General features: G+C 64.8%; 22 protein-coding genes. 12 read left to right on the top strand and 10 right to left on the bottom strand.

Going from position 1 to position 22,945, the window contains the following annotated elements; genetic code table 11:
* The first annotated feature begins 92 nt into the window (after positions 1–92).
* From KPL81_RS07750 to KPL81_RS07765, 4 genes are read left to right on the top strand one after another with little or no spacing between them, the layout of a single operon-like run.
* Positions 93–1,259, top strand: a complete 1,167-nt coding sequence (locus KPL81_RS07750) for an FAD-dependent monooxygenase (RefSeq protein WP_219791313.1) — start codon at positions 93–95, stop codon at positions 1,257–1,259.
* Complete coding sequence (locus KPL81_RS07755; RefSeq protein WP_219791314.1) at positions 1,256–2,074, top strand: alpha/beta fold hydrolase; 819 nt, start codon at positions 1,256–1,258, stop codon at positions 2,072–2,074. Before KPL81_RS07750 ends, KPL81_RS07755 begins: the two co-directional genes overlap by 4 nt.
* A 15-nt stretch (positions 2,075–2,089) precedes the next feature.
* Positions 2,090–2,842 (top strand): maleate cis-trans isomerase family protein, encoded by a 753-nt coding sequence (locus KPL81_RS07760; protein WP_479688648.1) that lies wholly within the window; start codon positions 2,090–2,092, stop codon positions 2,840–2,842.
* A gap of 10 nt (positions 2,843–2,852) precedes the next feature.
* Complete coding sequence (locus KPL81_RS07765) at positions 2,853–3,491, top strand: N-carbamoylsarcosine amidohydrolase (RefSeq protein ID WP_219791315.1); 639 nt, start codon at positions 2,853–2,855, stop codon at positions 3,489–3,491.
* A 33-nt stretch (positions 3,492–3,524) separates the two neighbouring features.
* On the opposite strand, the gene KPL81_RS07770 is transcribed toward KPL81_RS07765, so the two are convergent.
* Positions 3,525–4,007 (bottom strand): MarR family winged helix-turn-helix transcriptional regulator, encoded by a 483-nt coding sequence (locus KPL81_RS07770; protein ID WP_275951359.1) that lies wholly within the window; start codon positions 4,005–4,007, stop codon positions 3,525–3,527.
* 294 nt (positions 4,008–4,301) lie between these two features.
* Between KPL81_RS07770 and KPL81_RS07775 the strand changes: the two genes are divergently transcribed.
* The 4 genes from KPL81_RS07775 to KPL81_RS07790 all read left to right on the top strand — a co-directional run bounded on the left by KPL81_RS07775 (position 4,302) and on the right by KPL81_RS07790 (position 8,797).
* A complete protein-coding gene (locus KPL81_RS07775) occupies positions 4,302–6,542 on the top strand; it encodes a xanthine dehydrogenase family protein molybdopterin-binding subunit (RefSeq protein ID WP_240549097.1) in 2,241 nt (746 codons plus the stop codon).
* Positions 6,542–7,519, top strand: coding sequence for an XdhC family protein (locus tag KPL81_RS07780; protein ID WP_219791317.1), 978 nt, complete (start codon positions 6,542–6,544; stop codon positions 7,517–7,519). Before KPL81_RS07775 ends, KPL81_RS07780 begins: the two co-directional genes overlap by 1 nt.
* Positions 7,509–8,111, top strand: coding sequence for a nucleotidyltransferase family protein (locus tag KPL81_RS07785; RefSeq protein WP_219791318.1), 603 nt, complete (start codon positions 7,509–7,511; stop codon positions 8,109–8,111). The genes KPL81_RS07780 and KPL81_RS07785 overlap by 11 nt, the downstream gene beginning before the upstream one ends.
* Positions 8,112–8,560: 449 nt before the next feature.
* Positions 8,561–8,797, top strand: coding sequence for a hypothetical protein (locus KPL81_RS07790; RefSeq protein WP_209478532.1), 237 nt, complete (start codon positions 8,561–8,563; stop codon positions 8,795–8,797).
* 150 nt (positions 8,798–8,947) lie between these two features.
* Here KPL81_RS07790 and KPL81_RS07795 read toward each other — a convergent pair whose 3' ends face one another.
* The 5 genes from KPL81_RS07795 to KPL81_RS07815 all read right to left on the bottom strand — a co-directional run bounded on the left by KPL81_RS07795 (position 8,948) and on the right by KPL81_RS07815 (position 12,699).
* Entirely contained in the window at positions 8,948–10,660 is a 1,713-nt protein-coding gene (locus KPL81_RS07795) for an ExeM/NucH family extracellular endonuclease (protein WP_219791319.1), read from the bottom strand.
* A 10-nt stretch (positions 10,661–10,670) separates the two neighbouring features.
* Complete coding sequence (locus KPL81_RS07800) at positions 10,671–11,009, bottom strand: AzlD domain-containing protein (protein WP_219791320.1); 339 nt, start codon at positions 11,007–11,009, stop codon at positions 10,671–10,673.
* Entirely contained in the window at positions 11,002–11,748 is a 747-nt protein-coding gene (locus KPL81_RS07805) for an AzlC family ABC transporter permease (RefSeq protein ID WP_219791321.1), read from the bottom strand. The genes KPL81_RS07800 and KPL81_RS07805 overlap by 8 nt, the downstream gene beginning before the upstream one ends.
* Positions 11,745–12,272 carry a helix-turn-helix domain-containing protein gene (locus KPL81_RS07810; protein WP_219791322.1) on the bottom strand — a complete coding sequence of 176 codons (528 nt, stop codon included), beginning with the start codon at positions 12,270–12,272 and terminating at the stop codon, positions 11,745–11,747. Before KPL81_RS07810 ends, KPL81_RS07805 begins: the two co-directional genes overlap by 4 nt.
* 181 nt (positions 12,273–12,453) lie before the next feature.
* Entirely contained in the window at positions 12,454–12,699 is a 246-nt protein-coding gene (locus tag KPL81_RS07815) for a hypothetical protein (protein ID WP_209476924.1), read from the bottom strand.
* Between the two features lie 119 nt (positions 12,700–12,818).
* Here KPL81_RS07815 and KPL81_RS07820 point away from each other — a divergent pair, with 119 nt between their 5' ends.
* Both KPL81_RS07820 and pncB read left to right on the top strand, forming a co-directional pair.
* On the top strand, positions 12,819–13,040 hold the full coding sequence (locus KPL81_RS07820) for a hypothetical protein (protein WP_219791323.1): 222 nt from the start codon (positions 12,819–12,821) through the stop codon (positions 13,038–13,040).
* Positions 13,041–13,083: 43 nt separating this feature from the next.
* Positions 13,084–14,283 carry a nicotinate phosphoribosyltransferase gene (pncB, locus tag KPL81_RS07825; protein WP_219791324.1) on the top strand — a complete coding sequence of 400 codons (1,200 nt, stop codon included), beginning with the start codon at positions 13,084–13,086 and terminating at the stop codon, positions 14,281–14,283.
* Between the two features lie 75 nt (positions 14,284–14,358).
* On the opposite strand, the gene KPL81_RS07830 is transcribed toward pncB, so the two are convergent.
* From KPL81_RS07830 to KPL81_RS07840, 3 genes are all read right to left on the bottom strand, one after another.
* Entirely contained in the window at positions 14,359–14,850 is a 492-nt protein-coding gene (locus tag KPL81_RS07830) for a YciE/YciF ferroxidase family protein (RefSeq protein ID WP_209476928.1), read from the bottom strand.
* 128 nt (positions 14,851–14,978) lie between these two features.
* Positions 14,979–16,121 carry a PQQ-dependent sugar dehydrogenase gene (locus tag KPL81_RS07835; protein ID WP_219791325.1) on the bottom strand — a complete coding sequence of 381 codons (1,143 nt, stop codon included), beginning with the start codon at positions 16,119–16,121 and terminating at the stop codon, positions 14,979–14,981.
* Positions 16,122–16,230: 109 nt separating this feature from the next.
* Positions 16,231–18,495 carry a S8 family serine peptidase gene (locus tag KPL81_RS07840; protein WP_219791326.1) on the bottom strand — a complete coding sequence of 755 codons (2,265 nt, stop codon included), beginning with the start codon at positions 18,493–18,495 and terminating at the stop codon, positions 16,231–16,233.
* Positions 18,496–18,708: 213 nt separating this feature from the next.
* Between KPL81_RS07840 and KPL81_RS07845 the strand changes: the two genes are divergently transcribed.
* Complete coding sequence (locus KPL81_RS07845; RefSeq protein ID WP_219791327.1) at positions 18,709–20,199, top strand: FAD-dependent oxidoreductase; 1,491 nt, start codon at positions 18,709–18,711, stop codon at positions 20,197–20,199.
* 69 nt (positions 20,200–20,268) lie between these two features.
* On the opposite strand, the gene KPL81_RS07850 is transcribed toward KPL81_RS07845, so the two are convergent.
* Positions 20,269–22,197, bottom strand: a complete 1,929-nt coding sequence (locus KPL81_RS07850) for a metallophosphoesterase family protein (RefSeq protein WP_219791328.1) — start codon at positions 22,195–22,197, stop codon at positions 20,269–20,271.
* Between the two features lie 133 nt (positions 22,198–22,330).
* Between KPL81_RS07850 and KPL81_RS07855 the strand changes: the two genes are divergently transcribed.
* Positions 22,331–22,888, top strand: a complete 558-nt coding sequence (locus tag KPL81_RS07855; RefSeq protein WP_240549140.1) for an NnrU family protein — start codon at positions 22,331–22,333, stop codon at positions 22,886–22,888.
* The last annotated feature ends 57 nt before the right edge of the window (positions 22,889–22,945 follow it).

Consider the following 22,945-nt stretch of genomic DNA (forward strand, 5'->3'; position numbering starts at 1 on the left):
GCTGGAGCGCCCCCCGACGAAGAGTCGCTCTGCGCATGCCCTCTGCCCATTGGGCATCGAGGAAGATCAATAAAATCAAATAGGTGGAGTTAATGACCAAGAATCGAAAAATTGCCGTTATTGGTGCAGGTCTCGGAGGCGCAGCAGCGGGTGCGCTCCTGCAGCAGGCTGGCTACGACACCAGGGTCTACGAGCAGGCACCGGCCTTTTCCCGGCTGGGTGCCGGTATTCACCTCGGTCCCAACGTCATGAAGGTGATGCGTCGCATCGGCATCGAGGACAAGCTCAACGCCATGGGCTCCCACCCGACGCACTGGTTCAGTCGCGATGGCAAGAGCGGTGAGTACCTGTCCCGCATCCCGCTCGGCGCTTTCGCCCGCGAAGAGTATGGTGCGGCCTATATCACCGTGCACCGTGGTGACCTGCATGAGTTGATGGTAAGCACCCTGGATCAGGAGCGGCTCTACTTCGACAAGCGGTTGGTGGACGTCGACGACAGCGGCGACAAGGTGGTCATGACCTTCGCCGATGGCACTACCGACGAGGCCGACCTGGTAATCGGCGCCGATGGCGTCAATTCACGCATTCGAGAGAAGCTGCTGGGGCCCGAGGCGCCTATCTACAGTGGCTGGGTCGCCCATCGCGCGATCATCTCGGCAGAGAAGCTCAAGGCCTATGACCTCGACTTCGAGGCGTGCGTGAAGTGGTGGTCGGAGGATCGCCACATGATGGTCTACTTCGTGACCGGCGATGAGAAAGAATACTACTACGTCACCGGAGTGCCCGAGCCGGAGTGGAATCACGGTACCTCCTTCGTGGACAGCTCCCGCGAGGAGATGCGCAAGGCGTTCGAGGGTTATCACCCTACGGTTCAGGCACTGATCGACTGCACCGAGACGGTCACCAAGTGGCCGCTGCTCGAGCGCAACCCCCTGCCACTGTGGCATGACAACCGCCTGGTGTTGCTTGGTGATGCTTGCCATCCGATGAAGCCCCACATGGCCCAGGGCGCCGCCATGGCCATCGAGGATGCCGCCATGCTGGTGCGTTGCCTGGATGAGGTCGGCGCCGACCGTTACCGGGACGCCTTCGAGCTGTACCGTACCAACCGCTTCGAGCGCGCCTCCCGCGTGCAGAAGGTCTCGCACGACAACACCTGGCTGCGCCGGGACGAAGACCCGGCCTGGGTGTTCGGCTATGACGTCTACGAGGTGCCGCTAAGGCAGCTTCAGCACACCGACGAGGAGAGTCCGGCATGAGCAGCACCTTCCTGTACGGCGCCAACGTCCAGGCCAATGGCATTCGCCAGCACTACCTGCGCTATGGCGGTGAGGCATCGTCCACCCGCCAGCCGCTGGTGCTGATCCCCGGTATCACCAGCCCGGCCGTGACCTGGGGCTTCGTGGCCGAGCGCCTCGGCCGACACTTCGATACCTATGTGCTCGACGTGCGCGGTCGTGGTCTCTCCTCCAGCGGACCCGAGCTCGCCTACGACACCGATACCTGTGCCGATGACGTGAGCGCTTTCATCGCGGCGCTGGGGCTGGAGCATGTCATTCTTGCCGGCCACTCCATGGGCGCCCGCTTCGCCTTGCGTGCCCTGTCCCGGGGCGCTCGGAACATCGACAAGCTGGTGCTGATCGACCCGCCGGTCTCCGGACCGGGACGCCGCGAGTACCCCAGCAAACTGCCCTGGTACGTGGATTCGATCCGCGACTGCACCCGGGGGGCTGATCTCGAGACCATGCGTGGTTACTGCCCGAGCTGGAGCGAGGATCAGCTGCGCCTGCGCGCCGAGTGGCTGCATACCTGCTACGAGCCAGCCATCGTCCAGGCCTTCGAGGAGTTTCACAGCGTGGATATCCATCAGGACCTTCCCGGTGTGACGGTACCAGCGCTGTTGATCTGCGCCGGCAAGGGCGGGGTGATCCAGGACCAAGATCGTGCCGAGATCCGCGACCTGCTGCCATCGATTCGCATCACCACTGCCGAGCGGGCGGGACACATGATTCCTTGGGACGACTACGAGGGCTTCTTCGACGCCTTCGAGGACTTCCTGGGCACTGAACTCTGAGGGGGGCCTTGCGCCATGACCAAGACATACCGTATCGGCCAGATCGTACCCAGCTCCAACATCACCATGGAGACGGAAATTCCCGCGATGCTGACCGCGAGGCAACTGATTCGCCCCGAGCGTTTCACTTTCCACTCCAGTCGCATGCGCATGAAGACCGTGAGCAAGGATGAACTGGCTGCCATGGACGCCGAGTCCGACCGCTGTGCGCTGGAGCTCTCCGACGCGGCAGTGGACGTGATGGGCTATGCCTGCCTGGTCGCGATCATGTCCATGGGACCGGGTTACCACCGCGAATCCCAGCGGCGCCTGCGCAGCCGCACCGAGGAGAACGGCTGCGATACCCCGGTGGTGACCAGCGCCGGCGCCCTGGTGGATGCCTTGGGCGTAATGAAAGCCAAGCGCGTGGTGGTGGTGGCGCCCTACATGAAGCCGCTCACCGAGATGGTGGTGGATTACATCCGTGAGGAGGGCGTCGAGGTGGTCGACTACCGTGCGCTGGAGATTCCCAACAACCTCGATGTGGCCCGCCACGATCCCGCCAATTTGCCGGAAATCGTCGCCGGCCTCGACTACAGCGACGTGGATGCCATCGTGCTCTCTGCTTGTGTGCAGATGCCCTCGCTGGCCGCCGTCTCCAAGGTGGAAGCGCTCACTGGTAAGCCGGTGGTCACCGCGGCCATCGCCACTACCTATGCCATGCTCAAGGCCCTCGATCTCGAACCGGTGGTGCCGGGAGCCGGCGCCCTGCTGTCGGGCGCCTACTGAGGAGATCGTCATGGCGCAATACGCTCAGGAAGCCAGCGACAACTACAAGGGCGTCTGGGATGGCCGGATCGGTTTCGGCAATAAGGCCGCGTTGTTGGTTGTCGACTTCATGCAGGGCTACACCACGCCTGGCTCGCCGCTATACGCCCCAGGTGTCGTAGAGGCAGTGGCCAAGATGCCGCGGCTGTTGGCTGCAGCGCGCGAGGCCCGGGTGCCGATCATCCATACCAATATCCTTTACCAGGCGCCGGATCAACGTGACGGCGGCATCTGGGTCAAGAAGGCACCGGTAATGCGTGCCATGGTGCCGGGCAACCCCTATGCCACATTCTGCGAGGAGGTGATCCCGTCTGACGATGAGCTGGTGATCACCAAGCAGTACGCCAGCGCCTTCTTTGGTACCTCGCTGGCCTCGACGCTGGTAGCCATGGGAGTGGATACCCTGATCCTGACAGGCTGTTCGACCAGCGGCTGCATTCGTGCCACCGCCGTGGACGGCCTGCAGCATGGCTTCCGCGTGATGGTTGTGCGCGATTGCGTCGGTGATCGCCACCCCGCGCCCCACGAGGCCAACTTGTTCGATATCGACAGCAAGTACGGCGACGTGGTCTCCCTCGACGAGACGCTGAACCACTTGCGGCATGACTGACCCGACCCGGCCGACGGCGGCCGGGTATCCACCTCAGCCGTCGGCGTTCATCTTCTCCAAAAGATGCATCAGGGCGATACGTTCGGCAGGGTTGAGGTTGCTCATGGTCTGATCGCTGATCTGCTTGGCGATGGGGACCATCGTCTCGACCAGGGTCTCACCCGCCTCGGTGATGACCACCATCACCTTGCGCTGGTCGCTGGGGTCGGTGGTCAGGGTGATCCATTCCCGTGCCTTGAGCCGCTTGATCACCCCGCGGATCGTGGCGGGATCGATGGCGGTGGCATTGACGATCTCGGTGAGCGAGCTTGGTCCACGCTCCATGACCGTGCACAGGGTGACGAACTGGATCGCGGTCAGCTGCTTGTCACAACTGTAGCGCTGGAAGATTGCCGTATGGCGCTGGTAGGCCTTGCGCAACAGGTGACCGACCTGTTCGGAGAAGTCATAACCCTGCTCGGCGGGGGTTCGGTGGTCGCTGGACATGGCGGCGTGAGCTGGCGTCTCTGTAGTCATGGAGCATCCTTGGTGTGCTGTCGACGACCTTTGGCTGTCACGGTGTCAACGCCGAGTATGGCCTTGGCGGCGGGGCAGAGCAGCCTCGAGTGTCAACGCAGGCGCGACATAGGCTTGCAGGCGACGGGGAATTCGTGCTTATTTATGGTGTATACACTATAACTAAATGACGGATAGGGCAAGCTTGTCTGGCCCCTTTCAGGCCGTTCCGCTGCTTCCTCCGTATCGCGTTCCTGGCCACCGATAACAGATAAAGAGGCTTGAATGGCGTCCATATCACTGCCGGATAGACACTTGCTCCTCAATGGAACCGACCTGCTGGTGGTCTACCGAGAGCCCGTGGTGCCACCCAAGCCGGCGCCGGGCCAACCGGGCACACACTCTGATTTCATACCCACGGAGCCCGAGCTCTTCATCGCCGTGCTCACGGATGGTCGGGTAATGGCCTTCAACGGCCACGTGGATCTGGGCACCGGCATTCGCACGGCCCTGGCCCAGATCGTCGCCGAGGAGCTGGAGGTCGCCCTCGAGCAGGTCACCATGGTGCTGGGCCATCCCTTCGAAGTCCCCAACCAGGGGCCGACCATCGCCAGCGCTACTATCCAGATCACCGCCGAGCCGTTACGACGTGCGGCAGCCCAGGCGCGCGAATACCTACTGGATCTGGCGACGAGCCACTTTGGCGTAGAGCAGGGCGGTCTGCGTTGCGTCGAGGGAACCATCCTGCCGGCCGAGGGGGATCGTCCCGCCGTGAGTTACGGTGAACTTCTCTACGGCGATCGTCATGCCTTGAAGCTCGCCGATGAGGTACCGCTCAAGCCGGCCGGTGACTATCGGCTGGTAGGGCAGGCGGCGCCGCGGGTGGACATTCCCGACAAGGCCGTCGGCAAGCTGACTTTCGTGCATGACCTGCGCCTGCCCGGCATGCTGCACGGTCGAGTGATCCGCCCCCCCTATACCGGCCATGATCGCGGCGACTTCGTGGGCACCAGCCTGGTGGCGGTGGATGAGGCGTCGGTGGCTGGCATGCCCGGGCTGGTTCAGGTAGTGGTGATCGGCGATTTCGTGGGCGTGGTCGCCGAGCGTGAGGAGCAGGCCGCGGCGGCGGCCAGGCGGCTCAAGGTCTCCTGGCGCGAGCCGGAGGGCTTGGCCCGGCTCGACGATCTTGAACAGGCTCTGCGAGAGCTGCCGGCCCAACGGCGCTCCCTGCTGGAGGAGGGCGACGTGGAGGAGGCGCTGGCCCGGGCTGCGCAGCGTGTTTCTCGCACCTATGTCTGGCCTTTCCAACTGCACGGTTCCATCGGCCCCTCCTGCTCGGTGGCCGACTATCGTGACGACAGGCTGCAGGTGTGGTCCGGCACCCAGAACCCCCATAGCCTGCGTGCTGATCTGTCGCGGTTGATGGGGCTCGATGAGGGTGTGATCACCATCACGCGTATGGAAGCCTCTGGCTGTTACGGTCGCAACTGTGCCGACGATGTAGGGGCGGATGCTGCCTTGCTGTCGCGGGCGGTGGGGCGGCCGGTACGAGTACAGCTGACCCGGGAACAGGAGCATGGCTGGGAGCCCAAGGGCGCGGCCCAGTTGATGGATGTCGAGGGGGGACTGAACGCCGATGGCAGTCCGGCGGGCTATCGTTTCGTCGCCCGCTACCCCTCCAATAATGCCCCAACCCTGGCCCTGCTGCTGACCGGCATCGTCAAGCCCAGCGATATCCCCTTCGAGATGGGGGATCGTACCTCGGTCCCGCCTTATCGATACCTGCATCGGCAGATCGCCTGCGATGACGTGCCGACCCTGGTGCGCGCCTCCTGGTTGCGTGGGGTCTCGGCCATGCCCAACACCTTCGCGCATGAGAGCCATATCGACGAACTGGCCCAACTGGCCGGTGAGGATCCGGTGGCCTACCGGCTGCGCTACCTGGCCGACCCGCGCGCGGTGGAGCTGACCGAGGCCGTAGCCGAGCGAGCGGGCTGGCAGCCCCGGGTGGCCCATTCCGCGCCCCGGTTGGTCGAAGGTTGGCACCATGGGCGAGGGGTGGCCTATGCCCAGTACGTACACAGCAAGTTTCCCGGCTTCGGCGCGGCTCTGGCGGCCTGGGTGGTGGAGCTGAAGGTGCACCCCGAGAGTGGACGCATCATCATCGAGCGGCTGGTCGTGGGCCAGGATGCCGGCCTCATGGTCAATCCGGCCGGCGTGCGTCATCAGGTGCATGGCAATGTCATCCAGACGCTGAGCCGGACCCTCAAGGAGCGGGTCACCTTCGAGGATGGCCTGCCGGTGAGCCGAGAGTGGGGCGGCTATCCGATCCTGCGATTCTCCGAGCTGCCTGATATCGACGTCATGCTTCTTGAGCGCCCCGAGGCACCGCCGCTGGGAGTAGGGGAATCCACTTCCCTGCCCGGCGCTCCGGCCATCGCCAACGCCCTCTATGATGCCACCGGGGTACGCTTCACCCGTCCCCCCTTCACACCGGAGGTGGTGCGCCGCACCCTGGCTGCTGCTCGGTCGGCTCCGGTTGAGGCGATCGGCTGATGCAGCATCTCGATCTGCAGGTCATCGAGCGCGCCCTGCAGTGGGCCAACCGGGGCCATCGTCTATGGCTGTGCACGGTGCTGGCCACCTTCGGTTCGTCCCCCCGGGAGCCTGGCGCCATGCTGGTGGCCCGTCAGGACGGTGAGCATCTGGGATCGCTCTCCGGTGGCTGTGTGGAAGAAGACTTTCTCGAGCGGCTGCGCCAGGGGGAATTCAGCGAGCCGGTGCAACGGATCCGGTATGGCGGCCAGGGGGAGGCTCCGGGGTCTAGCCGTGTGCGGTTGCCCTGTGGTGGCAGCCTGGAGGTGCTGGTGGAGCGGCTGGAGCCCGACGCGGCCACCCTGACCCATCTGGAGGTGGTGCATGCCACCCTGCTCGGCCGGCGAGCCCTGATTCGGCGTGTGCCGCTGGATGGTCGCGGGGCGCACTTCGCGCTGGCCGAGGCGCCGGGGCCCGCCATTCTGCGGGAGGAAGGCGTGATCGGCGTGCGAATTGGCCCGGCGCTGCGCCTGATCATCGCGGGTATCTCACCGGTCTCCCAGGCCTGTGCCAGCTTCGCCAGTACCCTAGGCTTCGAGGTCATCGTCTGCGATCCTCGAGAGGAGGCGCGCCGGGCGTTTGCGGTACCGGGGGTGGAGGTACAGGCAGTATTGCCCTCGACCTTCATTGCCTCGGGTGCCTGCCATGCCGCCACCGCCGTGGTGGCCTTGACCCATGACCCCCGCATCGATGATCTGGCGATGATCGAGGCCGTTCGCACCGACGCCTTCTATGTCGGCGTCATGGGGTCGCGGCAGACCTCGCGTCAGCGCGAGGCACGGCTGCTCCGCTCTGGAGGGCTCGGCCCCGAGCAGGTCGCCCGGATCACCATGCCCATTGGCCTTGGTCTCGGCAGCAAGACGCCAGCCGAAATCGCTCTAGCGGTCATGGCCGATATCGTTCGGGTCCATCGGGGCAAGGCGCGAGATGCGCTCTAAGCACTCATTGGCCCTGATCATGGCGGCAGGGCACTCCCGGCGCTTCGGCAGTGACAAGCGACTGGCGCGTCTCGCCGACGGTCGCACGCTGCTCGCCACTACCCTGGCCGCCGCCATGGATGCCTTCGAGCAGGTGAGGGTGGTGGTGAATACCCGCGTAGCCCCCGCCGATCTGGGAATTCCCGAGGCCGTGGCGCTGGTCATCCGTCCAGCGGCCCCGGTGGGGCTGGGTGGTAGCATCGCCCATGCCTTCCGGGAGCTCGACCAGCCGCTGTCGCGCTGTGGATACCACAGCGTCGCCATCTGGCTGGGTGATATGCCTTGGGTGAGGCCCGAAACCTGCCAGCGACTGGCCCGGCGAGCCGCAGCCGACACCATCGTCAGACCCCTCTACCGCGATATGCCCGGACACCCGGTCTTCTTCGGTCGTGACTTCTGGCCTGCCCTGGCCGCCAACCAGGATGATCTGGGGGCCAGGCCGGTTATCGCCCGGTTCGCTGATAGGGTGATTGCCGTGCCGGTTGCGGATCCGGGGGTAATTCGCGATATCGACTATCCAAGTGCGATGCCGGGGCCCGAGTCGGCGCCCTGAGCCGTGCAGCAGGCCTGGCCGTCACGGATATCCCGCAACTCGGTGCCCACCACGACGCCTGGCGGGTCCTTGCAGCTCTCTATTGATGAGTTCAGACACGGGTGGAGTCATGCCTGGGTGGGGTGAAGAAAGCCACCTTAACTCCGGTGCGGCTCAGCCTTGCTTGTCGCCATCTTGATACTCAAGTGCCTCAAATTCTCAAAGAGTGTGGATCGTTATCCGTACCATGAACCGTCTTCCTCCTGAGGCTGTATAAGGAATACAGCGCATCGGCAAGCAGTGACCCCGTGGCATGCGAATTGATGCTGTTGCTGTGCGGTTTCGATGACTTGCGCTCCGGCCAAGGCGTTGAGTGGAAACCGAAGCCGGGGCGGTTGCTTGGTTGCCAAAGAAAATCAAACGGGAAGATGGGTCGTAATCGACCCTGTTGGGAGGGAAATGCCATGCGAATGCTATCTATTGGACTGTTGACCGGTGTGTTGGCCCTGGGACTGACTGGCTGCGGCACCACCACCGGCGAACGAGCGCTGAGTGGCGCCGGCCTGGGGGCAGCCGCCGGCGCCGGTACCGCCTACATGACGGGCGGCAGCGTGACCCGGGGCGCGATGATCGGTGGCGGCCTGGGCGCTGCCGTCGGTGCGGCCACCAATCGCGATGACATCGACCTGGGACGCTGGCGTCGCTAAGGAAGCGCTGAACAAATCGGCGAGCGGGATGAAGCACAAGGCGCACAGGAACAGGAGCATATGGGGTATATGTGATGATTCCGACGGTCCGACGCTTCGGCACCGCGCAACGCAGTGATTCGCTCGCGCAGGCATTTGTGCAGCGTTTCCCTAACGCCACTCCAGGTCCACCGCGATCGGATCATGGTCCGAGGAGCGGAAGGGATCAGGACGGAAGTGGGGTGCTGCGCTGTCCGACCCGTCATAGCCGAGGAATGGCGGCTCGTCGGCATTGATGTGCCACGGCCGCACCTCCGTCACTGCCGCGGCCAGTTCGGGGCTGGCCAGGGCATGGTCCAGGTAGCCCGACTCGCCGCGAAACACATAGCTGTAGCGTCGCTCCGGCGGCAGGTCGCGGGCGATCAAATTGATCAGCCCTGCGTGGGTCAGGGTGCGGATCGGGTCCTCGGCGCCGTAGGCATTGAGGTCGCCGGCCAGCAGCAGGCGCTCGTGCCCCTCGGCAGCGACCAGGCGCTCGAGAAAGTCGCTCATGGCCTCGGATTGTTCCACCCGGCGCTGATTCCAGCAGCCCTGGCCGCGATCGATATCGCCGCTGGGCGGGCATCCGCTCTTGGACTTGTAGTGGGCGGTCACGACTCCGAAGGCCGGGCCGCCGTTCACGCTGCGGAAGAAGGCTGCCAGTGGCGGGCGATGATGGGCAGGGTCGTCGTCGGCATAGAGCTCGCTCACGGCCTCCACCCGGTCCGGCCGGTAGATCAGGGCGAGCTTGATGGCATCGCTGCCGCGGTCTGCTTCCCCGCCCACCGCACGATAGCGAATGCCGGTCCGCTCGCTGAGCTGTTCTACCAGATCATCGAGTGCGTGCGGATCGTTCTCAACCTCCACCAGGGCCAGGATGTCGGCCTGCAGGCCCTCGACCGCAGCGGCGAGCTTGGCCCGCTGGCGCTCCAGCTCGTCGGCGTTGGCGGCGCCGCGCTGGCCGAGCGTAACGAAATAGTTCTCCACGTTGAAGGTCGCTATCCGTAGCCGCTCTCCCGGAGCCGGCAGCGGCTCCGGGCGCGGGTTGGCGTTCTCGAAGCGCGGCTCGAGGGTCGGGTGCAGTCGGTAGGCGTCGAAGGCGTGGGAAAGTATCCCGGTCAGGCCCTGAACGGTGCTGCCGACACGACGGGTGCTCTCCGCATCCAGGTAGGGAATGGGGCTCGAATAGGCGCGGTAGCTGCCGTCGTCCAGCACGAGGATGCCCCGCTGCCGGGGCTCGCCGGGGGTGTTCGTGGGTCGAAACAGGCGCTCGGTGGTCAGCCCCAGCGAGCCGTAGCGGGCCAGCTCGTCGTTGCCGGTGACGGCCAGCGTCTGCGGAAACCTCAGCAGTAGCCCTTCCTTGCGTGACAGCTGCTCTTCGCTGAGCGGCCAGTCGACCGCAATCGGCTCGGGTAGTCGGTCGCTAGCACAGGTCTCGATCTGCTCGACCCGCTCCAATTGCACCTGGCCGCGGTACTCACCGGTCCGGGCGTGGAGTTGCACGTGGCTGCCGGGAGCGATGAGCGCCCCATCGCTCGGCGTGGCGCCAGGCATGTAGACGAACAGGCCGACGGGGCCGTGCTCCGTCGCCTGCTGCAGATAAAAACCGTTCAGCCGCTCGCGGCCGAGAAACTCGCCCGTCACCACGCCGTCGACGACCACTTCCCGGCCGGCGGGCAAGGCCGTGCGCTCGCCAACGCCCTTGATGGCGGCCAAGTCAGTGCTGGAGGGATCGGGGCAACCGGCTGTCGCCGGTGAGCTCGTCAGCAGCAGGGTCAACAGCAGGGCGAGTGGTCCTGTCTGGCGGGTCACGGCATGGGATCGGCGCTGGTCGGATAAAGTCATGGAATAGAGCTCATGAGAAAAGCACCATCACCACGCCGTAGGCCGCCACGCCCGCGGCCACCGGCCAGCCCAGGGTGCGCTTGTACCACCATACGGCCAGGGTCGCCAGTACGCCGATGGCGGTGGCCAGCCAGGAGGTGACACCGGGCGTCACCGGCGTCAGCGATACGCCGAACAGGGCGCCGATCATCAACGGGCCGAGCAGGGTCAGCCACTGGGGCATGGCCTCGAGGCTGTCGTCGCCGCCTTGGCGCGCGAGACGGCGCTGCATCCACAGCAGTGGTAGCAGGCGGATCAGTAGGGTACCCAGCGCCGAGGCGAGCACGGCGATCCACAGGGCGCTACTCATGTCGCTCTCCTTGCGTGTACTCAGTCTTTTGGCAGTGGTCGAACTTGACGAGCTGGAAGCATAGCGCGCCGCAGACGGCAGCGAGGGGGACCGCCACGTTGGTCAGGCCCAGCAGTGTCAGTAGCAAGGCGCTGGCAATCGTCAGGCCCAGGGCCAGGCTCCAGCGCCGCGAGGTGAAGCGCGGTGCCACCAGCACCAGGAACAGCGCAGGCAGGGCGAAGGGCAGGATCTCACCCATCAGGGCCCAGCGTGCGACCAGTTCACCGCCGGCCACCGCACCCAGCGCCGTGCCGCCGATCCAGCTGAGCCAGGCCAGCAGCGCGGCGCCGGTGTACCAGCCGAGGCGCTGGGCGGCGGGCAGTTGCGGCAGACGAGCGTGGGCCAGGGCGAAGATCTGGTCGGTGAGGCCGTGCATCAACCAGGGCCACAGGCGGCTGGTGGGCAGCCAGGGGGCCAGGTTGGGGGCGTAGACCACATGGCGCAGGTTGATCAGCAGGGTCATGGCCACTACCAGCCACAGCGGCGCACCGGCGGCCACCATGCCGACGAACAGGAACTGCGAGGCACCGGCATAGATCAGCGTCGAGATCGCCACGGCTTCCCAGGCGCTGAAGCCGGCCTGAGTGGCGATCAGCCCGAAGGAGATAGCCACCGGGATATAGCCGCCGAGCAGCGGGATGGCCTCGCTCATGCCGGTCAGCCAGGGGCGGGTAGGCGAGGAGGCGGCTTGCAGGCTCATGACGCGGGTTCCTCGTGATAGACGACGCTGAGCAGCAGCGTGGCCCAGGTGTCTCCGGTGCGGTAGAGATGGGGACGGTCCGCGGCGAAGGTGTGGGTCTCGCCGGCCGACAGGGTTCGGGTGTCGCCTTCCGGGCCGGCTTCCAGCGTGCCGCTGATCAGGGTGAGCGACTCCCGGGCGCCGGGCGTGTGGGGCTCGGCAAGGCGCAGGGTATGCGGCGCGCAGCGCATCCAGTAGGCATCGACCTGAGGATGATCCTTGCCCTGATCGAGCAGGCGGACCTCCACGCCATCCTCGCCCAGCGGCACGGCGATGGGTGCGACCAGGGTGCCGAAGGGCACCTTCAACTGCACCGCCAGGCGCCAGATGGTATCCAGGGTGGGGTTGCCATTGCCCTGCTCGAGGCGACACAGGTTCGACTTGGCGATGCCGGCGGCAGCGGCCAACTGCGATAGCGACATGCCCTGCGCCTGGCGCAGCTCCTGCAGGTGTTGGCCCAGTGTGCCGAGAGAGAGCTTGTCCAAGAGTGGTGGCCTCGAGCTGTTCCTTTTAATGAACGTTCTATAAAAGGAACGGCTGGCTGTCAACTCTCCTTTTCAGCTTCCACTGCTCAGCTCCCGTCTCTCGGACCATGCATCGTGATGCGTTCGTAGCGTTAGGCTCTGTCTGAAAAGTCGGCGAGCGCAGCCAGTTTTCGGGCAGAGCCTAGACGAACTCCGAATCGTCGGTCCTTACGGTCACGCCGCCTTCCTCGCCCGGCACCATGACCATGAACTCGCCGTTACCGAGGTAGGTGACGTCGTGACCGTCATGGGTGCGAAAGAGAGGCGTGTCGCCGGTGGCGCCGGCGTGCTGAAGTTCGCTGAGTTCGCGTGCGCTGGAGAAGATGTCGATCATGTATTCGCGGCCCTGGTCGTCGAAGGCCATCACGGTTCTTTCATGCTGGGTCATGGCGTAAGCCTCTCGGAAAGTGTCTCCTTTACCCATAGCACACGGCGTTGGCTTGGCGAGTGCTCCGCATCATCGAGGCTGTAGGCGAAACGGGTCATTTCGACGCCAAAGGAAACATCATGCGCAAGGTGAGGCGACTGAAAGGCAAGGGAATCTGGCTGGTCTGGGGCGTGGTAGCGCTGTGCTATCTAGTGCCCTACACCCTGTTCAGCGACGTGGCGCGCTGGTACAGCAGTTTACTGTTCTGGGCGACGCGGTGCCTTATACCGCCTGGCCGCGGCTTGCCGGGTGCAGGAAGCTGCGCCCCGGGTGGTCGCGGATCGCCGCGGGCGCTAGCCTGACAGGCACGGGCAAGCATCTCGAATCACGCAAACGGAAGGTGACATGGGCGAGACCTATCGCGAAGGGCCGATCATCCGCTCCCTGCTGGATACCGACTGGTACAAGCTGACCATGATGCAGGGGGTGCATCACCAGTACCCCAATGCCAGCGTCACCTGGGAGTTCCGCTGTCGCGATGCCGAGCCCCTGGAGCGCTACATTTCCGAGATTCGCGAGCAGATAGATCGCCTTGCTACGCTGCAGCTGTCCCGCGAGGAGTCGGCCTACCTGGCGAGCTTTCCCTACATGTCGCCCGACTTCATTCGCTTCCTGGAGCTGTTTCGCTTTCGGCCGGAGTACGTCCGGGTCGGCATGCAGGGCAGCGAGCTGTGCATCGTCATTGATGGGCCCTGGTCGCACAGCATCCTGTTCGAGATCGTGATACTGGCGATCATCAGCGAGGTGCGCAATCGCACGCTCTACCCGGATGTTCAGGTCGACCAGGCCGTCGCGCAGCTGCGGCGCAAGCTCGCGGCACTGCGCGAGGCCTACACCCCCGAGCAACTGGCGAGCTTCAACCTGGCCGACTTCGGCACGCGACGGCGGCTCTCCCAGCCAGTGCAGGAGGCGATCGTCGAAGTCATGGAGGCTGAATTTCCGGGCAACTTCGTCGGCACCAGCAACGTCGACATCGCGCGTCGCCATGACATCAGCCCGATGGGCACCATGGCCCACGAGTGGGTCATGGCGCATCAGCAGTTGGGCAGTCGCCTGATCGACAGTCAGCGGGCCGCGCTGGAAGCCTGGGTGCAGGAGTATCGCGGCTACCTGGGCATCGCGCTAACCGATACCGTCACCCTCGATGCCTTCCTGCGCGACTTCGATCTCTACTTCGCCAAGCTCTTCGACGGGTTACGCCATGACAGCGGCGACCCGCTATGGTTCGCCGAGAAGTGCATTCGTCACTACGAGTCGCTGGGCATCGACTCGAAGACCAAGACGCTGATCTTCAGCGACAGCCTGACGTTCGACAAGGCCATGCGAATCAAGACGGCGCTGGAGGGGCGGATACGGACCAGTTTCGGCATCGGCACCAACCTGACCTGCGACGTGCCGGGGGTGAAGCCGATGAACATCGTGATCAAGATGGTCTCGTGCAACGGTCAGCCGGTGGCCAAGATATCGGATTCACCGGGCAAGACCATGTCGCGTGACGAGAGCTACGTGAGCTATCTCAAGCACGTCTTCGGCGTGAAGGAGTGAGGGGGCCCTCAGGCAGAAGCGGTTGGTGTGAGAGGCGGCAGGCCGCTGATCGGCCTGCCGTGAGCCAACAAGGCGTTAGCCCGCCTTCTTGTTGATGTCCTGCTTGGCCAGCTTGCTCAGCTTGTCATCGGTGGACTTCTCCTCCTTGAGCGTCTCGGCCAGGATCTCCTTGGCCTTGGTATGGCCCAGCTGTTCGGCCAGCTCGCATAGCGTGCCATAGGTGGCGATCTCGAAATGCTCCACCTTCTGGGCGGCGGCGATCAGTCCGGCATCGCGCAGGGGCCCCTTCTCGGTGGCGTCGACCAACTCTTCCCCTTCCTGGATCAGGCTCTCCATGGCGTGACTCTTGAGCCGCTTGATCCGGATGTCGGGAATGGAGTCGGCCGCCTGCTCGATGCGCTCCAACTGGCCCTGGGTCTCCTCCAGATGATGCTCGAACGCCTCGACCAGCTTCGGGTCATCGGCAGCGCGTGCCATCTTGGGCAGTGCGCGAGTGATCTGCTTCTCGGCACTGTTGGTTTCCGACAGCATGCGCATGAACAGTTCCTGAGGGCTAGCGATCTTCATGGATCCTCCTTTTTGCTTGGTAACCATTCCTTTGTATGGCCCGTTCAACGTAGCAATGCTTCAGGCTTTACACGGTGTCCATCGGTTGCTTTATGTGACGCCAGCGTTGTGCGACGAGCGATATCGGCTCAGGCGCCGTCGTCCTCGAGTGGCGCCAGGCGGATCAGCTTGCCGTCCGCTTCGTCGGTGAGTACGTAGACTCGGCCATCCGGCCCCTGCTCGACGTCGCGGATGCGAGCGCCGAGCGGAAGGCGCTCCTCGTTCGCTACCTCGTTGCCATTCAGGGTGAGGCGCACCAGCCCCTGCTCCGAGAGTCCGCCGATCAGCATGCTGCCCTGCCACTCCGGCAGGGCATCGCCGGTGTAGAAGATCATGCCGGAGGGGGAAATCACCGGCGTCCACTGCTTGACTGAGCCGGCGTAGTCGCCCTCGTCGCCGGGGTCGGGGATCTCCTCGCCGTCGTAGTGCTTGCCCCAGCTCACCTCGGGCCAGCCATAGTTGCGTCCCGCCTCGGGCCGGTTGAGCTCGTCTCCGCCCAGCGGGCCGAACTCGGCGACCCACAGCTCGCCCGTCTCGGGATGAAGAGCCGCGCTCTCGATATTGCGATGACCGTACGACCAGATCTCGTCGCGGGCCTCTTCGTCATCGAGGAAAGGGTTGCCGTCGGCTGGCGTACCGTCATCGTTGAGGCGCACGATGGTACCCAGATGGTTGGACGGATCCTGGGCCGGGTCGAACTGGAAGCGTTCGGCCAGGGTGAGGAACAGCGTCTGGTCATCGGCAAAGACGATACGGCCACCGAAGTGGTTCTCGTGCTCGACTCGCGGCTCCATGCGGAAGATCACCTCGAAGTCCTCGAGCCGGTCGTCGCGCAGTCGACCGCGACCCAGCGCGGTAGTGGCGCCCCCACTGCCGGGGTCGGCGAAGGAGAGGTAGACGTACCGATTGGAGGCGAAGTCGGGATGCAGGGCGACATCCAGCAGCCCGCCCTGGCCCTGATTGAACACCTCGGGAACGCCCTCGAGCGGCTCGGACAGGGTTTCATCCTGCGAGAGAAGACGCAGGCGACCCTCACGCTCCGTGATCAACAGTCGGCCGTCGGGCAGAAACGCCATGCCCCACGGATGAACAAGCCCGTCTACGACGGTTTCGAGACCCAGGGCGCCGGCCTCCGTCTGTACGGACTCTTGCGGCTGCGCCAGGGCGGGTGACGACAGGGAGAGGGCCGCGGCAGCCAGGCCAAGCGCGGCGGTAGTGACGGTACGTGTCATGGTGTCCTCCTTGGAAGGGCATTACCCTCAAGGTAATCGTTGTGTCCGAGGTAACAAGCGCAGCGTCATGCGGTACGGCAACCCCAGCCTGGACGATCTTGCGCAGCCTTCAAAACCGGTGCGTGTAGTTGAGCATGGCGGCTATCTCATCGTCGGCATTGCGGTCGTGTCCCGGTTCGATGGAATAGAGCAGATTGAGCTGCAACCGGGTGTGTTCCGAGGGCAGCAGCGCATAGCCGAACTCGAGATCGCGTTGCTGCCCGGAGGGAGCCAGCGAGACCTGAACGTCGTCGCGCAGCACCTTGCCGTCCAAGGTGCGTCCGGTGGGTATTTGCAACTCCGCCTCGCCATCAGCAAGACGCATCGGCTGGCGCAGGGCGAAGGCAGCTTGATGGCCTTTACCGTGCCACTGCAGGCCGAACGTGGTTTCCCGGGTACGGATGCCCTCGATGGACTGGATCAGCCCACTGCCGCTCATCTCGCCGCGTCCTTCCTCATGGCTGGCGAAAGCGGTGAGGGAGTCGCCAAGGCGATAGTCCAGTTGAACGCGATGCAGATCCAGCCGGTTATCCTCGCCCATTGCCAGAGCTCCCGTACCCTGGGCACCGAGCAGGCCGCGATCTTCGCGCCTGACCCCGGCGCCTGCCGTCAAGGTCAGGCGTTCGCTCAGCGTCAGGGCCAGGGAAATGCTGGAGCGGTCGGCACGATAGCGATCCGTCAGAGGTGTCGTTTCTTCAGGCGAGCTGCCGGACCAGTGCTCGGCCAGCAGCGACACGTGCTGATTGAAATCGAGGCGATGACGAACACCGGCGATCCGGTCTAGCCCGCGGGTGATGGCCGTGCCGCCCTGAAAGGAGAGCATCGGCATGAAGCCGGCTTCGACTTGGGGGCTCATGGGGTTAGGCTCATCGCCGCGGAACTGGAACAGCGACCAACGGTGCCGGCCGATGCGACCGTCCAGCCTGGCGGCGGCGGTGTCGCCGAAGGCGTCATGGCGTGCAAAGAAGCTCATATTGTCGAACTTGCCGCGCGTCTCTTCACGATGCCCCTGGGTTGCTACCGCCATGTGTTCCATGCGGCGATGCATCGAGCGGTTGCGCTCGATGCGTTGCGATACATGGCCTGAAAGGTCGGTGCGGTAGTCGCGACCGAGCTCGTCGAAGACGGCAACTTCCTTCAGCACGCCTGACGTCTCCAGCGCATCGCCATAGGCGGCCGAGAGCTGGGCAGCACTCCGCTCGAGCGGTTGTCCGCCCTGGTCGACGCTGTCGCCGGTCGGCATGACCAGTTCTCCTTGAGGCTCGAGGGCATCCTCGAGGCTGGCCTCGCCCTGGCCTAGATAGAAATAGCCACAGTTCACGTTGCCGCTCTCTCCGCAGTCGTTTCGGGCATAGAGCGGCGATGTCCGGTCGGCGGTGTCCAGCAGCAGCTGCGACACCTGCGTGGCGTCCAGGTGCGGCCACAGCTCGATGATGGCGGCCGCATAAGCGCTGACCCGCGGGGCCGAAAACGAGGTGCCCTGGCCCCAGCCGTAGCTATCGTCGGCGTCGTCCAGCGCCACCAGCGTCCGCCAGGGGGCGGTGAGAAATCGCGACTGCCAATTTGCGTCGGCACCGGGAAAATTGCTGAGCGGGGCTTTTTCCACCTCATTCGTGTCGCTTCGGGTCGAGCCGCCGACGATCAGCATGCGCTCGAAGAGATCGGCATGCTGGTGAATCGGACGTTCGGCCTGCAGCGCTTCGCCCTGGTTGCCGGCGGCGACCACATACACCGAGCCCAGGCCGTCGTTGGCGGTTACCATGCGGCGCAGCGAATCGAGGGATTTACGCCCCAGGTAGCTTGCCGTTGTGCTGGGGGCTTCGAGGCGACCGCTATAGCTATGATTGATCACGCGTGAACCCAGGTCGGCGAGATAACCGGTGCTGTAGTCCATCACGTTGTCATAGCTATGTGTCTCGTCGTCTCGATTGACCTTGGCCAAGTGGAGACCATGATCGCCGGGCGCCAGGTCTCGGGTATCACGCGACAGGCTCACCACCGACGCCACCGCCGTGCCGTGCCGGCTCGCTGTGCTGACGTCGGGGTCATCGGGTTCGGCGACGTTGCTCACCGTCGCCAGCCGTGGCTGTAGGCTTTCATGAGAGAGGCGAAACCCTGAATCGGCCACACCGACGAGCACCGAATAGTGGTCATCGGGGGACTCGACATTCGGGGCGGGATCGACGGGGCTCGGTTGCAGGTCGTGCGGTGGCGGGGAGGGAGGGGGATCGTCTCCGTTCGATGGAGAGCTGCCGCCGCCGCTACTGCACCCGGCCAGCGAAAGGGCGAGCAGCATCCCTGCCAAGCGGGCATTGGTGTCGCGTCCTTGTGCCAAGCTTGCTCCTAAGTCCTTGTCGTTATTGCGGTACTGTGGCAAGGGTAGGCGCCAGGCGCTGCCAAGTTCACCGCATCATGACAAGCATAGGAGGAAGGCGACGGTAACTTCGTCACCCCTCGGTGACGAAGTATCTCGCCCGGTAAGCGTCGTTAGCGCCCCTCCGACAGGGCATCTATAACTGTGGACAGACAAGTAACGAAAGGAGTCGTTATGCAAGCGATATGGACGCTGGGCAGCAAAGGCGTGGCCGAACATCCGCCCCTGGTCGAGGATGCCGAAGTGGATGTCGCCATCGTCGGCGCCGGCATCACCGGGCTGACCGCTGCACTGCCGCTGGCCGAGGCCGGTCTCAAGGTCATGGTACTCGAGGCGGGTACGGTGGGAGGCGGGGCTACGGGGGGCTCCACCGGCAATCTCTACGCTACCCTGGCCTCGGGGCAGGCGCCGTTGCGCCACAAGTGGGGCGATGAGGTGGCCGCCGAGGTGGTACGGGCCAGGACCGGGGCGGTCGACCATGTCGAGGCACTAGTGCAGCGCTTCTCCATCGACTGCCAGTTTCGACGCCAGCCGGCCTATCGCCTGGTGACCGAGGAGCGTCAGCACGCCGGGCATGATCTGAACGAAGAACTCGATGCGCTGGTCAGCGCGGGGCTCGATGTCGAGATGGTTGAGGAGTCCGGATTACCCTTCGATAGCTGGGGCATTCGTATCGCCCACCAGGCCCAGTTCAACCCGCTGCGCTACGTCGAGGGGTTGGCCGATGCGCTGCTCGGCGAGGGCGTGCTGATTCTTCAGCACAGCCCGGTGCGAGAGATCGACGCGGACAAGGGACGGCTCAGGACGGACACAGGCAGCATCAGTGCGAAGCACATCATCCAGGCGACTCACACGCCGAAGGGCATCAGCCTGGTTCAGGCGGGTATGCCGGTGTCGCGAGAGTATGCGGTGAGTGCCCGGCTACGCAGCGGCGACTATCCCGAGGGCATCTTCTGGGTGCTCGATCCCTTCCACTCGCTGCGCAGCTACCGCCACGGCGACGACCACTACCTGATGGTCATCGGCGAGAAGCACCCGCTCGGCCATCACCAGGTCGAAGCCTATCGCAACCTACGTGACTATCTCGACGCCCGGTTCGACGTGGAGAGCTTTGCTCAGCAGTGGTCGGCCCAGCAATATACCTCACCGGACGGTCTGCCCTACATCGGCCGCATGCATGGCCACGACAACCTGTGCATGGCCACCGGCTTCGCCGCCGACGGCCTGGTCTGGGGTACCCTGGCCGGGATGATCATCGCCGACCAGGTCCTCGAACGCGACAATCCCTGGGAGGCCCGCTTCGGGGCGCGGCGCATCACCCCAGGGAAGTCCGCACGTCAGTACGTCAAGGAGAACGTCAGCGTCACCAAGCATATGGTGAAGGACTACCTGGGCACCGAGAAGCTCGAGAGCGTCGAGTGCATCGGACCGGGGCAGGGTCGAGTGGCGACCGTCGATGGCGAGAAGCTTGCCATCCACCGCACCGAAGCAGGCGAGCTCAAGGTGCTGTCCGCGGTGTGCCCGCACATGAAGTGCATCGTGCATTGGAATCCCAGCGAAGCGTCGTGGGATTGCCCCTGCCACGGCAGCCGCTTCGATACCGACGGCGAAGTGATCGAAGGCCCCGCGTACCATTCCTTGGCCAAGTGCGGTGGACGCGACTAGCGGGTTCGTCTCGTAGTACTCCGAACGTCCCCGGCGCACCGCGCTGGCGATGACCCGATTACGCGAACGCTACTTCGAGATGCGTGCGGGCGGAAACCTCACCTCGAAGCCCCGGGCATCAAGATAGCGGATGTCGTTGGGGCGCCCCTTGTCGTCGAAGTCGACGAGGCCGATGCCGCTGCCGTTCCACAGTCGTTCACCGGCCTTGGCGCGGTCGGGGTCGCGTGGGTGGATGACCAGTCGGCGACGCTTGGTGAACCAGTTGAGCGGGGAGCGCGGGGCATAGAGCCAGCGATTGAGCCGGTCGAACCAGTCGAGCAGGGTGTCGGGAAAGGCGTTCTTGATGCCGCTGGAGGTGATCTGCCACAGCCTCGGTCCCGACCGGCGATGGCGCAGTTCGATGTCGTAGGCGAAGGAGTAGTGAACGTCGCCGGAGAGAATCACGTAGTTGCCCGGCGTACGGGAGTGACGAAAGATGTTGAGCATGACGCTGGCGGCACCGCGATGCGCCATCCAGTTCTCGGCATCCACCACCAGCGGCTTGCCGGCCAGGGTGAAGAGCCGCTGCACCGCTTCGATGAGCTTGACCCCAAACATGGGGGCGGGGGACACGATGATCGCCGAGGGCGCGTCGAGCATGCCCTCCTGCAGCTCGATCAATGCCTCCCAGTCCATCAGGCCCGAGGGGCGTGAGGGGTGGCGTTCGCTGCGCCAGCGACGCGTGCGCGTGTCCAGCACCAGCAGGGGGGGCGTGCCGGGAATACGGTACTCCCAGCCCTGGAAGCGCAGCACCTGCTGCAACAAGGCATTCTGCTCCTCGAACGGGAGACGCCCCTCGTTCTGGCTGGCCCGTTCCATCAGTGCGGCACTGCTTGTCGTGAGTTCGGCCATGCGGTCGGGGTCGTTGCCCCAGCCCTGGCAGAGTAGGTAGGCGAGCAGGGCATTGCCGATGATGCGACGCGAGAAAGGATGCCCGTAGGCGATCTGCTCCCAGTCGGCGGTCAGGTTCCAGTCGTCGGTCACGTCATGGTCATCGAAGATCATTAGCGTGGGTAGGTGGGCCAGCAGCCGGGCGCAGGCAGGCAGGTCAGCCACGAAGCGCTCGATGATGGCTTGCTCGTCCAGGAAGCGCTGCTGGTCTTCGCTGTCGAGCGAAGGAGGGCTCGTGTCGATCAGACGCCACGGCTCCGGCGACCACACCAGCAGATACATGGCGATGATCTCGGCGAAGCTGATCAGGTGATTGTGGGCGTTGGCCGTGGTGAAGACCGGCTTGCGCACGCCACCGAAGAAGCGCTCGCGCAGGGCGGTACCACTCTCGGTGTCGGGCAGCAGCGCCTCGCGCCGGTAATAGGTCGCCGCGTCGCGATAGAGCGCCTGGCTGTCGGGCACCGTGGCGCCTTCCAGCTCCTCGTCGAACAGCCCCAGGCGTGCGATCAGGGCATGGATGGCGACCAGCATCGGGCCGGCCACGTCGTCGGCGTAGATCTGGTCGCCGGTCAGCAGCAGCCAGGCCGGCCACTCCTGCGGCTGCCGATGCCGCTCGGCGAGCCAGCCATCGGCGTGGGCCAGTCCATCGGGGCCGTCATGGTGGGGCTTGCGACAGGAGCCGTGCAGCAGCCGGTGGTGGTGCTCGGCCAGCACGAAGCGGGGATAGCTTGCACCTTCATGAAGCAGGTGCGGCGCCCACTCGGCGATGCCGCGCTCGGTCGTGTCAGCGACTACCTTGAGGTCGTAGTCGATGGGAGTGCCGGTGGGAAGCGGGGTGGCCAGCGAGACATCGATCAAGTGCAGCCAGGCGTGGCGGCCCACGGGGATACGCTGAAGCCGCTCCTCGCCCAATGGCAAGCGCCGAGGTGGCAGGCCTGCGGGGTGCAGCATGAGCGCGAGTTCCAACGGCTGTGAGGCCACCAGCCACAGGCTCAGACGCTCGGGCGCCAGGCGTCGCAACAGAGGGCCAGCCAGAACGTCTGGCAGGGGCGGGGCCGCTTGGGTCATCGAATCCTCCTCGTGAGTGGCCTGCCTGGTCAGGCGCGTACATGATGCGATGGCTGGCGCTGAACAGTCCAAGTGAGTAGGCTGGGCAGCGATTCGTTCAATTCTTGCTGATGGAGGCAATGCCGTGTCCGTAATGATCGTGGGTCTCGTGATCTTTCTTGGCATGCACTCCATACGCATCGTTGCCGATGACTGGCGCGGTGCGCAAATTCGCAAGATGGGCGAGATGCGCTGGAAGGCACTGTTCTCGGTCGTGTCCATCGTCGGCCTGGCACTGGCCATCTGGGGCTACGGTCACATGCGCCTCGACCCGACCTGGGTCTGGCACCCGCCGACAGGAATGCGTCATGCCGTGGCGCTGCTGATGCTCCCCGCCTTCATCCTGCTGGTGGCGGCCTACGTCCCCAACAACCACATCAAGGCAAAGCTGGGCCATCCCATGGTATTGGCGGTCAAGGTCTGGGCATTCGCACACTTGCTGGCCAACGGCCGCCTCGGCGACATCGTCTTCTTCGGCGCCTTCTTGCTGTGGGCCGTGCTCGACTTCCGCACCGCGCGGCGGCGTCAGCCGGCGCCGGCCGTGTCGCCGCGTATGTCCGGTACCGTCATCACGCTCGCCGTTGGCTTCATCGCCTACTATCTGTTCGCCTTCCATCTGCACGTTTGGGTGGCCGGCGTACCGGTGATGTAACGTAGTGGGGCAGTGCTTCCGTTCGCTTAGCCGAAAGTCATGACGTGGATCAAGGCG

It is taken from the genome of Billgrantia antri (genome assembly GCF_019430905.1).
In the GTDB taxonomy this organism is placed as follows: Bacteria; Pseudomonadota; Gammaproteobacteria; order Pseudomonadales; family Halomonadaceae; genus Halomonas; species Halomonas antri.

Coding starts and splice junctions, on each gene's coding strand:
- KPL81_RS07790 (WP_209478532.1), top strand. CDS start 8,561: ATGCTATCTATTGGACTGTTGACCGGTGTGTTGGCCCTGGGACTGACT.
- KPL81_RS07785 (WP_219791318.1), top strand. CDS start 7,509: ATGCGCTCTAAGCACTCATTGGCCCTGATCATGGCGGCAGGGCACTCC.
- KPL81_RS07760 (WP_479688648.1), top strand. CDS start 2,090: ATGACCAAGACATACCGTATCGGCCAGATCGTACCCAGCTCCAACATC.
- pncB (WP_219791324.1), top strand. CDS start 13,084: ATGGGCGAGACCTATCGCGAAGGGCCGATCATCCGCTCCCTGCTGGAT.
- KPL81_RS07765 (WP_219791315.1), top strand. CDS start 2,853: ATGGCGCAATACGCTCAGGAAGCCAGCGACAACTACAAGGGCGTCTGG.
- KPL81_RS07845 (WP_219791327.1), top strand. CDS start 18,709: ATGCAAGCGATATGGACGCTGGGCAGCAAAGGCGTGGCCGAACATCCG.
- KPL81_RS07800 (WP_219791320.1), bottom strand. CDS start 11,009: ATGAGTAGCGCCCTGTGGATCGCCGTGCTCGCCTCGGCGCTGGGTACC.
- KPL81_RS07750 (WP_219791313.1), top strand. CDS start 93: ATGACCAAGAATCGAAAAATTGCCGTTATTGGTGCAGGTCTCGGAGGC.
- KPL81_RS07780 (WP_219791317.1), top strand. CDS start 6,542: ATGCAGCATCTCGATCTGCAGGTCATCGAGCGCGCCCTGCAGTGGGCC.
- KPL81_RS07795 (WP_219791319.1), bottom strand. CDS start 10,660: ATGACTTTATCCGACCAGCGCCGATCCCATGCCGTGACCCGCCAGACA.
- KPL81_RS07770 (WP_275951359.1), bottom strand. CDS start 4,007: ATGACTACAGAGACGCCAGCTCACGCCGCCATGTCCAGCGACCACCGA.
- KPL81_RS07835 (WP_219791325.1), bottom strand. CDS start 16,121: ATGACACGTACCGTCACTACCGCCGCGCTTGGCCTGGCTGCCGCGGCC.
- KPL81_RS07755 (WP_219791314.1), top strand. CDS start 1,256: ATGAGCAGCACCTTCCTGTACGGCGCCAACGTCCAGGCCAATGGCATT.
- KPL81_RS07805 (WP_219791321.1), bottom strand. CDS start 11,748: ATGAGCCTGCAAGCCGCCTCCTCGCCTACCCGCCCCTGGCTGACCGGC.
- KPL81_RS07830 (WP_209476928.1), bottom strand. CDS start 14,850: ATGAAGATCGCTAGCCCTCAGGAACTGTTCATGCGCATGCTGTCGGAA.
- KPL81_RS07855 (WP_240549140.1), top strand. CDS start 22,331: ATGATCGTGGGTCTCGTGATCTTTCTTGGCATGCACTCCATACGCATC.
- KPL81_RS07850 (WP_219791328.1), bottom strand. CDS start 22,197: ATGACCCAAGCGGCCCCGCCCCTGCCAGACGTTCTGGCTGGCCCTCTG.
- KPL81_RS07815 (WP_209476924.1), bottom strand. CDS start 12,699: ATGACCCAGCATGAAAGAACCGTGATGGCCTTCGACGACCAGGGCCGC.
- KPL81_RS07820 (WP_219791323.1), top strand. CDS start 12,819: ATGCGCAAGGTGAGGCGACTGAAAGGCAAGGGAATCTGGCTGGTCTGG.